The following is a 15345-nucleotide window of genomic DNA, read 5'->3' as shown; positions in this document are numbered from 1 at the left end:
TATGAATGCCATTGAAATTCATGATTTACATAAGGGCTTTGAAGGCTTTTTTCTAAAAGATATAAGTTTTTCTGTCCCTCAAGGCACTGTAATGGGTTTTGTTGGAGAAAACGGGGCTGGCAAATCAACAACGATAAAATGCATGCTGAATTTAATAAAAAAAGAATATGGCGAAATTTTGCTATTTGGCAAAGATCATGTCGAACACGAACTATCGATAAAAACCGACATCGGCGTTGTATTTGACGATTTACATGTACCAGAAACGCTAAATGCGACGCAACTCGACAAAATCATGAGAAAAGTATTTCAAACATGGGATTCAGACTATTATTTTGAAAGATTAGCTCAATTTAAGGTGCCAAAGAGGAAGAAGATTAAGGAACTATCTCGAGGAATGAGGATGAAGCTATCAATTGCCTTAGCATTGGCACATCATCCAAAATTATTGATTTTAGATGAGCCCACAAGTGGATTAGACCCTATTATTCGGGATGAAATTCTGGATTTATTTTTAGCATTTATGCAGGATGAAACACATAGCATTTTATTTTCTTCGCATATTACAAGCGATTTAGAAAAAATTGCTGACTATATTACGTTAATTCATAATGGTGAGATTTTATTGAGCGAGAGTAAAGATGCTTTATTATATGAATATGGTATTTTCAAAGGTAACAGTGAGGAAGTAAATGACTTGCCAGAGCATGCTATTCTGAGAACCCGTCCTGGTGCGTTTGGAATAGAAGCATTAGTTCTGAAAAATGAAGTAAATGAGGCTTTCAGACTTGAAAGACCTTCTATAGAAGATATCATGCTATTTTTCGTGAAAGGTAGTGTTTGAATATGGTAGGACTTATCCTAAAAGATTTAATGACCATTCAACGACAAATGAAAGCACAAGCATTTGTTCTTTTATTTCTTCTTGTGATGGCGATTTTTATGCAACAAAGCGCAATGCTTCTAGCTGTTATTGTTTTTATTGTTACGATACAAGCGATAACTGTGCTTAGCTACGATGAACACAGTAAGTGGGATAAATACGCTAATACTTTACCAATTTCTAAAGCGGATATCGTTTTTAGTAAATATATACTTAGTGTGATGTTAATGATCATCGGACTTGTTATGGCATTACCTATCATATTTTTCATCAATTTTTTTACCAATAACGACATTACTTCAGAATTTTTCCTAACGTTTAATTTGATTGTAACATCGGCGCTCTGTTTATTAGCCATATTACTACCTATCTATATTAAATTTGGCTCTATTAAAGGAAGAATAGTCCTCATTGCATTTTGTTTTATCCCTGGCTTCTTAACGGGGATGTTTAAAGAATATATCCCTGATATGACTCAAATTTTTTTATATTTAAAGCAATATGCCTATTTAGCACCTTTAGTCGGACTTATATTGCTCTGCCTCTCCTCTCTAGTTTCTACTGCTATTTATAAAAGAAAAGAGTTTTAGGAGGGATCTCATGCGAGCACTGTTGTTACAAAGAATCGTCGTACAAAAATGGACTATTCTTTTTACAATGATGATATGTTTACTTCTTCATTTTGTACATTTACCTTTTGTAGATAGTCCTTCTATTGGATTATTTGTTGTCGTTATTTCAGCCAACATCGTAGATAATTTATATAGAGGCGATCGTCAAGTAAAGTGGACAATGTATGTCAATACGCTACCTCTATCAAAGAAAACACAATTGCAACCCGATTTTTATTTTGCTATGGCCTAATTGCATTGCTCTTTATTATCCTTGCGCCTACGTATTTCTCACAACCTGATGCATCTGAAAATTTTATAGAGCATCTTGCTATGTACTGTGCCTATATAAGTAGCGCCTCTTTCCTCATCTGTAGTCAATTTTATATTCAGCATCTTGATGAAACAAAGGGAATGCGGTCTGTTAGAATGCTTACAGCTATTGTGCTTATCATTCTGCTGAATTTTGTTATTCATTACTATTTATCACTAGTAGCTGCAAATTTAATTATCTTATTCATACCAACACTGGTTAGTATCCTCATCACTTTCCGTGTCTTTCAAAAATGTCTTTATTTATATATGGCAAAGGAAATTTGCTAAACATTCATCAAAAAATAGGCTACCTTATTTGGCAGCCTATTTTTAGTCGTGTTGAATAACAAAACAAAAGGAATGTCTTTCCGTTGCAGGCTACTTGCTTTCCTACGTGCATGCAGAGCCGCTTCCTTCGTTACCTCTCCGTTTAGAGGCTGACTTGTCTCGCTATCCCACGGGAGTCAGTTACCTTCCGCGCCCCCCGTAAAGTGTTACCTTTTATAGCTGTAACAAATGCTATCTTATTAAAATATCTTTATTCGCTAGGACCTATGATTGAGATAGCTGGTTCTGCTTTTAAAATTTTAGCGATCAGCCGATCTACTGACTCCATTGATACGGCATCGATTGATTTAAGAACCTCGTCTACTGTTCGATGCTTGCGATGGACAAGTTCACTTGTTCCATTACGATTCATACGAGCCCCAGTACCTTCTAACCCAAGGACAAAGCTGCCTTTAAGCTGCTCTTTCGCATTATCAAGCTCCTCCTCTGTCACACCACCCGCTACAATATCTAATAAAGTGGCATCGATCGTGTGCTGAAGCTGTGCTAATTGCTGTCGACTAGTACTACCATAAATCGTAAAAGCACCTACATCGGCATAACATGATTGATAGGAAAAAATAGAATAGGCTAGCCCACGTTCTTCTCGTACTTCCTGAAACAATCGAGAACTCATATTCCCGCCAATAATATTGTTAAGCGCTATAAAGCTATACATATCTGGATCTTTTACACCGATTGCTGGATAGGAAATCGCGACGTGTGCCTGCTCTGTATCGCGTATTTTTGTAATTTCTCCCGGATAAAATGAAGGGTTTGTCAGGACAGGTGCCATAGCATATGGTGAAGGTTGATAGTGACCAAATAAATCTTCAATCGTTTGCATAAGCTGAGATGAAATATTACCTGCAATAGAAATAACTACGGACTCTGGCCCATAATGTTTATCCATGTATTGTCGTATAGCATCTGCTGTAAATGTCTTTAATGTAGCAGCTGTGCCTAGTATTGGACGACCGAGTGCATCATTCGGATACATGACTCCCCACAGTTTCTCATGAACATCGTCATCAGGAGCATCTTCGCTCATTAAAATTTCTTCTAATACTACTTGTCGCTCTTTTTCTAATTCTTCTTCGGCAAATGTAGAATTGAAAAACATATCTGCTAGTATAGTGACCGCAAGCTCCGCATGATGATCTAAAACTTTAGCATAGTAACATGTATTTTCTTTCGATGTGAAGGCATTTAGCTCTCCTCCAATTCGATCAAATTCTTCAGCAATTTGACGAGCTGAACGAGTTGTTGTGCCTTTAAACAACATATGCTCAATAAAATGTGTGATACCATTCTCTTCAGGTAGCTCGTAGCGAGAGCCCGCATTCACAAAGATGCCTAATGCCACTGATCTTACATGATCAATTTGCTCTGATACAATACGAACACCATTCTGACATGTATGTACTTGAACCAAACTATCTCCCCCAATTATAAAAATCCTCTACTTTTCTTCTTGCTACTATCGAAAAAGGCTGCGCAATTTACGCAGCCTTTTAATCGATATTATTTTTCTTGTTCAGCGCGCTCTTTTTCCTCTTGAATTACTACTTTGCGAGATAAATTCACACGACCTTGCTTGTCGATTTCAATCACTTTAACAAGTAATTGATCGCCAAGTTTTAAGACGTCTTCCACTTGCTTTGTACGTTCCTCTTGAATTTCAGAAATGTGAAGCAAGCCATCTTTCCCTGGGAAGATTTCGCAAAAGGCGCCGAATTTTTCAATACGTTTCACTGTTGATAAGTAGTATTCCCCTACTTTTGCTTCACGTACGATATCTTCAATAATTTGTTTTGCACGTGCATTCATTGCTTCATCAGCAGAAGAAATATAGATTGTACCATCTTGCTCTGTATCAATCTTAACGCCCGTTTCTTCAATAATTTTATTAATTTGTTTACCACCTGGTCCAATTACATCGCGAATTTTATCAGGATTAATTTTTACAATAACAATTTTTGGTGCAAACGCAGATAATTGTTTACGAGGCTCTGGCAGTGTAGCAAGCATTGATTCTAGAATATGCATACGTCCAACTTTTGCTTGTGTCAGTGCTTCTTCTAAAATATTGCGAGATAAACCATCAATTTTTATGTCCATTTGTAGAGCTGTTACACCTTTAGCTGTACCAGCAACTTTAAAGTCCATATCGCCTAAATGGTCTTCCATTCCTTGAATATCCGTTAAAATAGAATAATGTTCACCTTTTTTAATAAGACCCATTGCAATACCTGCAACTGGTGCTTTTAATGGGACACCTGCATCCATCATGGCTAATGTAGACGCACAAATAGAAGCTTGAGAAGTTGAACCATTTGATTCAAGTACTTCTGATACACAACGAATTGTATAAGGGAAGATCGATTCATCAGGAATTACTGCTTCAAGTGCACGCTCACCTAACGCACCATGACCAATTTCACGACGACCTGGCCCACGGATTGGACCCGTTTCCCCTACAGAAAATTGAGGGAAGTTATAATGGTGCATAAAGCGTTTTGACTCTTCCACACCCAAACCGTCAATAATTTGTACATCACCAAGCGCACCTAATGTACAAATAGAAAGTGCTTGTGTTTGTCCACGTGTAAACAGACCTGAACCATGTGTACGTTGTAATAAGCCTGTTTCAGAAGAAAGTGGTCGGATTTCGTCTAGCTTACGACCATCTGGACGAATCTTATCTTCCGTGATTTGACGGCGTACTTCTTCTTTTACCATCTTGTCAAGAATTGTGTACACTTGTTTCATTGTTTCGTCATCTGCTTCTTGCTCTTCGTAGGAAGCGATAACTCGCTCTTTAACAGCTTGAATTGCCTCATCACGAGCATGTTTCTCTGCCGTTTGAATTGCGTCATGCATATCAGTCTCACAAGCTGCTTTTATATCGGCTTGAATTGCTTCGTCAATTTCAAATAGTGTCACTGGTAACTTTTCTTTACCAACCTCTGCCACAATTTGCTCTTGGAAAGCAATGATTTTTTTGATTTCTTCATGACCGAACATAATTGCTTCTAACATGATTTCCTCTGGTACTTCAAGTGCACCCGCTTCAACCATATTGATAGCATCTTTGTTCCCTGCTACAGATAAATGAATTGTTGAGCGATTCGATTGCTCTACTGTCGGGTTGACAATGAATTCTCCATCAATATAACCAACTTGTACACCTGCTATTGGCCCATCAAATGGAATATCAGAGATCGCTAATGCTAATGATGAACCAACCATTGCTGCCATTTCAGATGTACAGTCAGGATCATTTGACATAACCATAGAAATAACTTGTACTTCATTACGGAAACCATCCGGGAACATCGGACGAATCGGACGGTCGATTAAACGGCTTGCTAAAATCGCCTTTTCAGATGGACGTCCTTCACGCTTAATAAAGCCGCCAGGAATTTTACCTGCAGCATATAGACGCTCTTCATAGTTTACTGTTAATGGGAAGAAATCAAGTGGTTTAGGTGATTTTGACATTGTTGCTGTAGCAAGTACAGAAGTATCGCCATAGCGTACTAATGCGGCTCCGTTTGCTTGTTTTGCTAACTGTCCTACTTCAATTACAAGTGGACGGCCAGCCCATTCATAGGAATAGACTTTCTTTTCGTTCATTCAATGAACCCCTCTCTATTATAAAAACACTTACTTCGTCTGTATGTACTAATAGTAAGTGTACCAAAAATGCTTGTTCTATGCTAAATAATATTTCATGAAATAATCATACATTTAAATTCAGTTATTGCCAATTTATTTAAGATTTATTTCTTTATTTTATTGAAAAAGCATTTTTGGTATATGGATTTTTTTATATTGATTCCTTCTTGACGAAAAGTAATGTATGTAAATGGAAATAACTGCTTCGCTAACATTAGTTTTTCACGTACAAGTTTAAACAATAGACTTATTATAACATGGAGCTTATCATACAACATCCTATAAGGTAAAAGAAAGTCGGATCATCTTGGAAAGTTAGTAAGTCAGGCAAATAATAGTCGGATATACATAGTGTTGAAAAACAAAATCATCAATAAAATTTTTGTGAAAGTTGCGTAAGGGAGTATCGGACGCCCAGTGGAACGGAAATCACCCCCTCACCTTGCAAGAAGGGCTTTTCCGCTAGTGATATTTCTTTTCTCAACAACATGAATACCCCACCCATATAATGGGCGGGGTATATTCAGACTAATGAGTAGTCTCCTAATATAATATAAGATATGTAAAAAGTTTATTATGTAATTTTAGAAACAGGTTGAACAACTTCTTTTTTCTTATTTCTCGCCATCTTTTCACCTATGATAGGCATAATGAAGCGGTCAAGCCCGAATTTTCCAGCATTGTAACCAGCAACGGCTATAAAGATTGCAAGTAAAATATCCCAAGGGTTGCTAGATATAGTACCTGCCATTAAGAAGGCAAAATTCATGACCATACCGAAAAATGCAGCATATGTCGTTAAGCATCCCAAAATTAATCCTAGCCCTACTAAAAACTCTCCCCAAGGCACAAGAATATTAATTAGCTCAGCATTTGGCAAAGCAAATGATTCAATAAACTTTACATACAGTGGGTATGCGAGCTCTTCTCCACTTGTCACTGGATTTGCAATAGCATTGGCTAAAAAGCCAGATGCATCAAAGCCATTAAACAGTTTTCCCCAACCAGCTGTAAGCCAATGCCAGCCTAAATAAACACGAATAACTGTTAAAATACCTGCAACAATATTATTCTCTCTTAATAATTGGTTAAACATCCTACTCACCCTTCTAAATGATTTAGTTTACATTTCACCAACTATTATTTTCTAACCCATAGCCATCGTTTACGAGTATCCAATGATAGCATTTAGATTGTATGATTGACGCTTATGTACCAATTGTCTTGAGCCTCTATCCTATAATTTGCTTGATTGTATTTCGTGAAATATAATAGCAATCTAGCATTCAATTTATCTACTTCAATTACACTTGCAAATGATGATCGCAATGACTATAACATGGGCTGTGAAATGTGATTAGAATATATCACCCTTTTATCAAGTATCAAATCATTTTTATCTATCGTTCATCGGAGTGTAGAAAAGTTATGGCTTATTGTTGAACAAAATTAACAAGATTATCGCAAAAAAAAAGACTGTAGACAAACATCAGTTTGTCTACAGTCTAATATAGGATTACTTTTGCTATTAATTAGCGACGTAAGCCTAAACGGTTGATTAATTCACGGTAACGTTGTACGTCTGTTTCACGAAGATATTTTAATAAGTGACGACGACGACCTACCATTTTAAGAAGACCACGCTCAGAGTGGAAATCTTTTTTGTGAGTACGTAAGTGAGTATTTAGAGCGTTGATTTCCGCTGTTAATACTGCAACTTGTACTTCTGGTGAACCAGTGTCACTTTCGTGAGTACGGTACTCAGCGATAATTTCGTTTTTACGTTCTTTTGTAATAGCCATGTGTATGGACCTCCTAAATTATAATTAATCCCCATTAGCACAGTAAACGTTGGAGTCATCGATATACCGAGCTAAGGTTAAGCATTTATGCACTTATGAATATTATCATACATTACTTAATCAAGCAAGTAAAACGTCGACTTGGCTAATGTGACTACAATGATGAAGTACGTATTATAGCTCATTAAAGTAACGGATTGCTTCTTGTTTATCCTTTTCAATTTGCGATTTCAAGGCCTCAATACCATCGAATTTCCGTTCACTTCGAATACGTTTATACCACGCCACATGTACTTCTTCACCGTAGATATTTTTATCAAAGTTTAAAATATGGACTTCAATCGATAATTGCTTATCATTTAGGTCTTTGAAAGTTGGTTTATAGCCCACATTACAAACACCATCATACCAGCTATTTTGTACAAGCAGACGAACAGCATAGACACCACTTGCTGGAATAAACGTTCCCTCTAAAGCTTGGACATTTGCTGTAGGGAAGCCAATAGTACGACCACGCTTATCACCATGTACAACAATCCCATTGATTTCAAATGGTCTCCCTAATAACACTGTTGCTTCTTCCATATCGCCTTCTTGTAATAGCTTGCGGATACGGGTAGAGCTGATTTTCTCAACATCATCTGTTTTCTTCTCAACAATTGTAACGCCATAATCACCATTGCTTAATACACGCATATCTTCCATTGTTCCCTTACCATATGCTCCAAACGAATAATCGAAGCCAGCTGTCACATGCTGAACATTTAATCCACGGATAAATGTATCGATAAATGCCGCTGGGGAAAGTTTGGCAAAATCAGAAGTAAAGTGGACAACGAATACCGTATCCACACCCTGTTCTTCAAACAGCTGTAATTTTTGCTGTAAGAGTGTAATATAAAAAACCTTTTCGTTACGTCCACCAAGGACTAATGAAGGATGTGGATCGAATGTCATCACTGCAGTAGGAATTTGTCGCTTGTTTCCTTCTTCCTTAGCTGCCTTGATAACTGCTTGATGCCCTCTATGTACACCATCGAAAAAGCCAAGAGCTAATGAATACGGCTGCATGCTTTCTCGTTGCTGTAATTGATGTGGGTATTTTAAATGAATGACCTCCATTGAAAAATCCTCCTACTCTATCGTCGGAAACATCTTATGTGGCTTCATCAAACCATCCTTTGTTGGGTGAGCTTGATAAACCGCAACTGCCTTTCCATTGATTCCATACACAATTTTATCATGACTATTTAATAATGCATCTGCTGGAAGCACTTGTCCATTGAAAATTTCTTTTTCATTGGCATTCGTAATCTCAATAAATGGATAGTCTGCTAATGCATACTCGACAGGTAAAATACAGGTAGCTACTTGCTCAGCCTCCATTAGTTCAGCAACCTGTGCTAACGTAAAACAGTTTTCCCGTGTAAAAGTACCTGAAGCAGTTCGTACAAGCTCTTTCATATGCGCTGGATAGCCAAGAGCCTCACCAATTTGCACAGCTAATGTTCGAATATATGTCCCTTTACTACAAGCGATACGTACTGGAAATGTAATTTCTTGCCCCTCATAATGTGCTAGTTCATCAAGTAGCTCTAAATCATAAATTGTTACTTGGCGAGTTGGTCTTTCAACACTTTCGCCTTTTCGCGCATATTCATAGAGGCGCTTCCCATTTACTTTTACTGCTGAAAACATGGGTGGTGTTTGTTCAATAACGCCAGTTAATGAAGCTAAAACCTCTAACAACTGCTCCCGAGAAAAATTTTTTATCGTAAGATCTTCTTCAACGGTTTCACCTTCTGCATCCTCGGTTGTTGTGGTACGACCTATTGAAATAATTGCTTCATAGATTTTCCCTGCATCAGTTAGATATTCTGCTATTCGAGTTGCTTGGCCAATACAAATTGGTAGTACGCCCTCAACACCTGGATCAAGTGTCCCTGTATGTCCAACTTTTTTTGTCCGCAAAATTTTGCGTAATTTAAAGACACAGTCATGGCTTGTCATGCCTCTTTCTTTCCAAAGCGGTAAAATACCGTTCATATAGCTCCTCCCAAATTGCCTACTCTATAATTTATTTACTCATCGGCAATATAACCTTTTCCATAAAGATAAAAAGTCTGCCTGCATAAACATGCATGTGGCAGACTTTTTTAGCTTATTCTTTGTGTAAATCTCTAAGCAATGAATCAATACGGTTCCCATATTCAATCGATGAATCAAATTCAAAGATTAATTCTGGTGTACGTCGTAAACGAATGCGTGATCCGATTTCAGAGCGAATGAAGCCCGAAGCTTTTACTAAAGCTTTGAGCGTTTCCTCTCGTTCACGTTCATTGCCTAAAGATGTAATATAAATTGTCGCTTGCTGTAAATCACCCGTTACTTCAACACCTGTAACAGTCACAAAACCAACACGCGGATCTTTTATTTTACGGCCAAGTATATCACCAAGCTCCTTTTTCATTTGCTCGGCAACACGGTTTGAACGTAGAGACATAATTTGTCACCTCTATTTCGATGTACAGATAGTTGATATTTTATTGCTGTGCATGCTTCTCAACTATCTACTGTTACTTATAAATAATCTCGCCACACATTAAGCTGTTCCCATGACGGATTTGACTGTAAATAATGGAGCGCGTGATTAATTTCCCGTTCAGCTGCTTCTTTTGATGATGAAACAGCAACAAGTGCTAATTTCGTTCGCTGCCATACATTTTGATGGTCAATTTCCGCAATTGAAACGTTAAATTTCTGCTTTGTGCGGGTAATCATACGCTGTAAGACAGCACGTTTTTCCTTTAACGAATGGGCAGTTTGAATGATAAATTCAACCTCTGCATACACGATCATTAGGCGCGTTTAATCTCTTCCATAATATAGGCTTCAATAATATCGCCTTCTTTAATATCGTTGAAGTTTGTAATTGTAATACCACATTCGTATCCTTTTGCCACTTCTTTTACTTCATCTTTGAAGCGTTTAAGCGTATCTAACTCACCTTCGAAAATAACGACATTATCGCGGATCACACGTACACCTGAATCACGCGTTACTTTTCCTTCAGTTACATATGAACCAGCAATTGTACCAACTTTTGATACTTTAATTGTTTGACGAACTTCTGCTTGACCAATAATTTTTTCTTCAAATTCAGGATCAAGCATACCTTTCATTGCTTGTTCAATCTCTTCAATTACTTTATAGATAATGCGGTGTAAGCGAATATCTACGCCCTCTTCTTCTGCTGCACGTTTTGCGTTAACATCCGGACGGACGTTAAATCCAATAACAATCGCATTAGAAGCTGCTGCAAGAGAAATATCAGATTCGGTAATAGCTCCAGCACCTGTGTGAATAATTTTCACATTTACGCCTTCCACATCAATTTTCATTAGGGAGGCTGCCATTGCTTCAACAGTACCTTGAACGTCAGCTTTCACAATTAAGTTAAGCTCTTTCATTTCGCCTTGGCTCATTTGTTCAAATAAGTTATCAAGCGTTACACGTTGTTTTTCTGAACGTTGTGCTTGAATCGCTGACATTGCTCTTGTTTCCCCAACTTGGCGCGCTGTTTTTTCGTCTTCAAAGACAACGAAACGGTCACCTGCTTGAGGTACATCATTTAAACCTGTAATTTCAACTGGAGTTGATGGACCAGCTTCTTTTACACGACGACCTTTATCATTTACCATCGCACGTACACGACCATACGTATGACCTACAACGATTGGGTCACCTACTTTTAATGTTCCATCTTGTACTAAAAGCGTAGCAACCGAGCCACGACCTTTATCAAGCTGCGCTTCGATTACTGTTCCAAGTGCTAAACGTTCTGGGTTTGCTTTAAGCTCTCCAACTTCAGCTACAAGTAAAATCATTTCTAACAATGTATCAATGCCTTCACCTTTTAACGCTGAAATTGGAACGAAAATTGTATCTCCACCCCATGCTTCAGGAACTAAGCCATGTTCTGTTAATTCTTGCATCACACGATCTGGATTTGCCGATGGTTTATCCATTTTATTCACAGCCACAATAATTGGTACTTCAGCTGCCTTGGCGTGATTAATCGCTTCTACTGTTTGTGGCATAACACCATCATCAGCAGCTACAACTAAAATTGTTAAATCCGTTACTTTTGCACCACGTGCACGCATTGTTGTGAAAGCCGCATGTCCTGGTGTATCAAGGAATGTAATTTTCTTGTCGCCTTCTGTAACTTGGTATGCACCAATATGTTGTGTAATACCACCAGCTTCTCCTGCTGTTACTTTTGTATGACGAATAGAGTCTAATAAAGTTGTTTTACCATGGTCAACGTGACCCATAATTGTTACAACTGGCGGACGTTCTGATAAATCTGCCTCGTTTACTTCTTCTGTTTGCTCGAAGTGTGTTTCTAAATCCGTAATATCTACACGAATTTCCTCTTCCACTTCTACACCATAGTCTGCGCAAATTAATTCAATTGCATCCTTATCTAATTCTTGGTTAATTGTTGCCATTACGCCAAGCATGAATAATTTTTTAATGATTTCAGATGGCTCACGGTGTAATTTTTTTGCTAATTCTGCAACTGATAATGATTCAACAAAAGTAATTTTTTCTGGAAGTTCCTTTTGTTTCACTGGAATTGATGGTTGATGCGTTTTTGGATGGCGACGTTTGCCTCCATGAATCCCTGGTTTTGGACGTTGGTTGTAACCACCGCCACCTCTACGATTATTATTGTTATTATTATTATTTTGTGTCATATTTCTATTTTGATTACCTTTTGTATTCTTAGATTTTTCGTTAGACGAATTTGAGTTTTGCTGTGCATGTTGCTGATTGTTTGCTTTTGGCTTAGAAGTAGCAGATTGCTGCCTTGGTCCTTCTTGCTTTTTCACCGAATGCTGTGGTTTTTGCTGGCCATTTGATTGAGGTTTTTGTGCCATGTTTTGAGTTGATTGTTTTGCTACATTTTTCTCAGGTGTTGCTTTAAATGTTTGGTTTAACTTTGCCACAGCGTCTTTTTCCAACATAGACATATGGTTTGTTACACTCACATTTAATTTACTTAGTGCTTCAATAACCTCTTTACTCGTTTTATTCACTTGCTTCGCATATTCATGAACTCTGATTTTGGTCATCTGCTCACCCCCGATTAGTTTTCGTTGAGTAGACTAGACAATTTACTTGCAAAACCTTTATCGGTAATAGCTAAAGCCACTCGGGCCTCCTTACCTGTAGCATGTCCTAGATCATATCGATCTCCAATTACATGATACTCAACGTTGTAGTACGTGCACTTATCTTGAATTTTTTTACTAGAGTTTTTAGAAGCATCGTTTGCAAGCAGTACTAGTTTAGCATTGCCATTGCGGACTTCCTTTACTACTAACTCTTCTCCTGAAATCACCTTACGTGCTCTTGCTGCGATTCCAAGCAAATTAAATATTGCTTGATTCATCATAAAATTGACTCCCTACGAATCAGCAAAATAAGTTCCTCGTATATTTCTTCAGGAATTTTCACATCAAGTTGGTGCCCTAATACATTTTTCTTACGCGCAAGGTCAACTGCCTGCTCTGATTTAGAGACATAGGCACCACGCCCAGGCTTTTTCCCGGAGACATCTACACTTACTTCGCCCTCTTTCGAACGAACAACACGTATCATCTCTTTTTTTGGTAGCATTTCTCCAGTTGCTACACATTTACGAAGAGGTACTTTTTTGTTTACAGCCATAAGAATCACCATTCCTCTCTGAAGCTTGTCGTAAGAGGTGGACAAGTCATGCTCTACTTGACGCTCTGACAGTATTCAGTCGGCGTAGGGGGCCCACTGAATACTGTCAGCTAACTTGTCACACGGGCTTTCTTACTTATTCTTCGTCGTCTTGATATAAGTCAACTGCTACATCATTAAAATCACTTTCTTCATCATCAGCAGGGATGAAAGTGCTTGTAGCCGAAGGATAAATACCTAATTCACGAGCATCAGTCTCACTCTTAATATCAATTTTCCAGCCAGTAAGCTTCGCTGCTAGGCGAGCATTTTGCCCACGTTTACCAATAGCTAGAGATAATTGATAGTCTGGTACAACGACTGTTGTCGACTTTTCTTCTTCATTCACTTGTACATCTAATACTTTTGATGGGCTTAATGCATTAGCTACAAATACAACTGGATCTTCAGACCATTCTACGATATCAATTTTTTCGCCATTTAGTTCATTGACAATCGTTTGTACACGAGCACCTTTTGCCCCAACACATGAACCAACTGGATCCACTTCCTCATTATGTGCGAAAACAGAAATTTTAGAGCGATCTCCAGCTTCACGTGCAATTGATTTAATCTCTACAATACCCTCATAAATTTCAGGTACTTCCATCTCAAATAATCGACGTAATAAACCAGGATGTGTACGAGACACAATCACTTGAGGTCCACGTGTTGTACGTTCTACTTTTGTAATATACACTTTAATACGATCATGTGGGTGATAAGATTCACCTTGGATTTGTTCATTAACAGGCAATGCCGCTTCTACTTTCCCTAAACCTACATAGATATTACGAGCATCTAAACGTTCAACAACGCCAGTTACGATATCATCTTCACGATCTACGTATTGCTCATAGATTAAACCTCGTTCCGCTTCACGTACGCGTTGTGTAACTACCTGCTTTGCTGTTTGTGCAGCAATGCGTCCAAAGTTACGCGGTGTTACTTCCTGTTCCACGATGTCCTCTAGCTGATAGGCTGGATTAATGACTTTTGCATCTTCTAAAGAAATTTGCAAACGATCATCTTCTACCTCTTCCACAACATCTTTACGTGAAAATACACGAATTGAGCCCTTATCTAAATTTAAGTCTACTCGAACATTTTGTGCTTGGTTAAAGTTGCGTTTGTAAGCTGTAACTAATGCCGCTTCAATGGCTTCGATTAACACATCTCTTGAAATTCCTTTTTGTTCTTCTAGCGCATTCAGCGCATCTAACAAATCACTACTCATTTTGTTTTCACTCCTAAATATGCTTTATGCTGAAAAATCAATGGCAAGTCGTGCCAATGCGATTTTTTCTTGTTCAATTGTTACTGTTATTTTACGTGTTTTAATACGCACTTCCATCACTAATGTATGTTCATCGTATGACGTTAAGTAGCCTTGGAATTCCTTCATGTCCTTGATGGGCTCATAGGTTTTTACATAAATAAACTTGCCAACTGCTTTGACAAAATCTGTATCTTTTTTTAATGGACGTTCCGCTCCAGGCGAAGAAACTTCTAAATAATAGTTTTGTGTAATTGGATCTTTTTCATCCAATAACAAGCTTAGTCGTTCACTCACTTGAGCACATTGATCGATGTCAATTCCACCCTCAGGTGTATCAACATAGACACGTAAAAACCAGTTACGTCCTTCTTTTACGAACTCAATATCCACTAGCTCAAGATTTAACTCATCCACAATTGGTTTAGCGAGCTCTTCAATTAAAGATGGTACTTTGCTCATTATTTCCTCCTGTATTTATCAAATTCTAGCGTATGAATTGTTCATCACTATCAAGTTAACGCAGTGATGAACCATAATAAAACAGAAATTCCACCAGTTGCTTTGGTGAAATTTTACGGTCTTACCTGCTGTTAGTCAAAATTTGTTTTGCTACGGTTAAACAACAGAAAAGAGCGGGTAAGCCCCACTCTTTTGCTGGAAAAATATCAA

At 37.9% G+C, this 15345-nt stretch carries 16 protein-coding genes; 3 read left to right on the top strand and 13 right to left on the bottom strand.

Going from position 1 to position 15345, the window contains the following annotated elements; genetic code table 11:
* The first annotated feature begins 1 nt into the window (after nucleotide 1).
* Genes PSR12_RS05510 through PSR12_RS05500 form a run of 3 tightly spaced genes read left to right on the top strand, consistent with a single transcriptional unit; the run spans nucleotide 2 to nucleotide 1747 of the window.
* Entirely contained in the window at nucleotides 2-844 is an 843-nt protein-coding gene (locus PSR12_RS05510; protein WP_274771962.1) for an ABC transporter ATP-binding protein, read from the top strand.
* Nucleotides 845-846: 2 nt separating this feature from the next.
* The gene (locus tag PSR12_RS05505; protein WP_274771960.1) at nucleotides 847-1473 is read left to right on the top strand and encodes an ABC-2 transporter permease; all 627 of its coding nucleotides are present in this window, start codon (nucleotides 847-849) and stop codon (nucleotides 1471-1473) included.
* Nucleotides 1474-1483: 10 nt separating this feature from the next.
* Nucleotides 1484-1747, top strand: a complete 264-nt coding sequence (locus PSR12_RS05500; protein WP_274771958.1) for an ABC-2 transporter permease — start codon at nucleotides 1484-1486, stop codon at nucleotides 1745-1747.
* A gap of 600 nt (nucleotides 1748-2347) precedes the next feature.
* Here the strand turns inward: PSR12_RS05500 and PSR12_RS05495 are convergent.
* The 13 genes from PSR12_RS05495 to rimP form a co-directional block, all read right to left on the bottom strand.
* Nucleotides 2348-3571 carry a M16 family metallopeptidase gene (locus PSR12_RS05495; RefSeq protein WP_221682741.1) on the bottom strand — a complete coding sequence of 408 codons (1224 nt, stop codon included), beginning with the start codon at nucleotides 3569-3571 and terminating at the stop codon, nucleotides 2348-2350.
* A gap of 89 nt (nucleotides 3572-3660) precedes the next feature.
* A complete protein-coding gene (gene pnp / locus PSR12_RS05490) occupies nucleotides 3661-5775 on the bottom strand; it encodes a polyribonucleotide nucleotidyltransferase (protein ID WP_004224987.1) in 2115 nt (704 codons plus the stop codon).
* A gap of 616 nt (nucleotides 5776-6391) precedes the next feature.
* Entirely contained in the window at nucleotides 6392-6913 is a 522-nt protein-coding gene (locus PSR12_RS05485) for a DoxX family protein (protein ID WP_202341651.1), read from the bottom strand.
* A gap of 436 nt (nucleotides 6914-7349) precedes the next feature.
* Nucleotides 7350-7619, bottom strand: a complete 270-nt coding sequence (gene rpsO / locus PSR12_RS05480; protein ID WP_008178982.1) for a 30S ribosomal protein S15 — start codon at nucleotides 7617-7619, stop codon at nucleotides 7350-7352.
* Nucleotides 7620-7793: 174 nt separating this feature from the next.
* A complete protein-coding gene (gene ribF, locus PSR12_RS05475) occupies nucleotides 7794-8741 on the bottom strand; it encodes a riboflavin biosynthesis protein RibF (protein ID WP_274771952.1) in 948 nt (315 codons plus the stop codon).
* Between the two features lie 12 nt (nucleotides 8742-8753).
* Complete coding sequence (truB, locus tag PSR12_RS05470; protein WP_221682743.1) at nucleotides 8754-9665, bottom strand: tRNA pseudouridine(55) synthase TruB; 912 nt, start codon at nucleotides 9663-9665, stop codon at nucleotides 8754-8756.
* A 115-nt stretch (nucleotides 9666-9780) separates the two neighbouring features.
* Nucleotides 9781-10122: a 30S ribosome-binding factor RbfA gene (rbfA, locus tag PSR12_RS05465; RefSeq protein WP_004225003.1), complete on the bottom strand. Its 342-nt coding sequence runs from the start codon at nucleotides 10120-10122 to the stop codon at nucleotides 9781-9783.
* Between the two features lie 77 nt (nucleotides 10123-10199).
* Nucleotides 10200-10478, bottom strand: a complete 279-nt coding sequence (locus PSR12_RS05460; protein WP_004225006.1) for a DUF503 domain-containing protein — start codon at nucleotides 10476-10478, stop codon at nucleotides 10200-10202.
* Nucleotides 10478-12760: a translation initiation factor IF-2 gene (gene infB, locus PSR12_RS05455; protein WP_221682744.1), complete on the bottom strand. Its 2283-nt coding sequence runs from the start codon at nucleotides 12758-12760 to the stop codon at nucleotides 10478-10480. Before infB ends, PSR12_RS05460 begins: the two co-directional genes overlap by 1 nt.
* A gap of 14 nt (nucleotides 12761-12774) precedes the next feature.
* Complete coding sequence (locus tag PSR12_RS05450) at nucleotides 12775-13083, bottom strand: YlxQ family RNA-binding protein (RefSeq protein WP_016994544.1); 309 nt, start codon at nucleotides 13081-13083, stop codon at nucleotides 12775-12777.
* Nucleotides 13080-13358: an RNase P modulator RnpM gene (gene rnpM, locus PSR12_RS05445; protein ID WP_004269250.1), complete on the bottom strand. Its 279-nt coding sequence runs from the start codon at nucleotides 13356-13358 to the stop codon at nucleotides 13080-13082. Before rnpM ends, PSR12_RS05450 begins: the two co-directional genes overlap by 4 nt.
* 136 nt (nucleotides 13359-13494) lie before the next feature.
* Nucleotides 13495-14634: a transcription termination factor NusA gene (nusA, locus tag PSR12_RS05440; RefSeq protein ID WP_257521305.1), complete on the bottom strand. Its 1140-nt coding sequence runs from the start codon at nucleotides 14632-14634 to the stop codon at nucleotides 13495-13497.
* Nucleotides 14635-14658: 24 nt separating this feature from the next.
* The gene (gene rimP / locus PSR12_RS05435; protein WP_004269252.1) at nucleotides 14659-15135 is read right to left on the bottom strand and encodes a ribosome maturation factor RimP; all 477 of its coding nucleotides are present in this window, start codon (nucleotides 15133-15135) and stop codon (nucleotides 14659-14661) included.
* Nucleotides 15136-15345 lie beyond the last annotated feature (210 nt).

The organism is Lysinibacillus sp. G01H (assembly GCF_028872195.1).
GTDB lineage: Bacteria > Bacillota > Bacilli > Bacillales_A > Planococcaceae > Lysinibacillus > Lysinibacillus capsici.
Note: the sequence above shows the minus strand (reverse complement) of the source record. Positions and strands in the feature narration are given on the sequence as shown.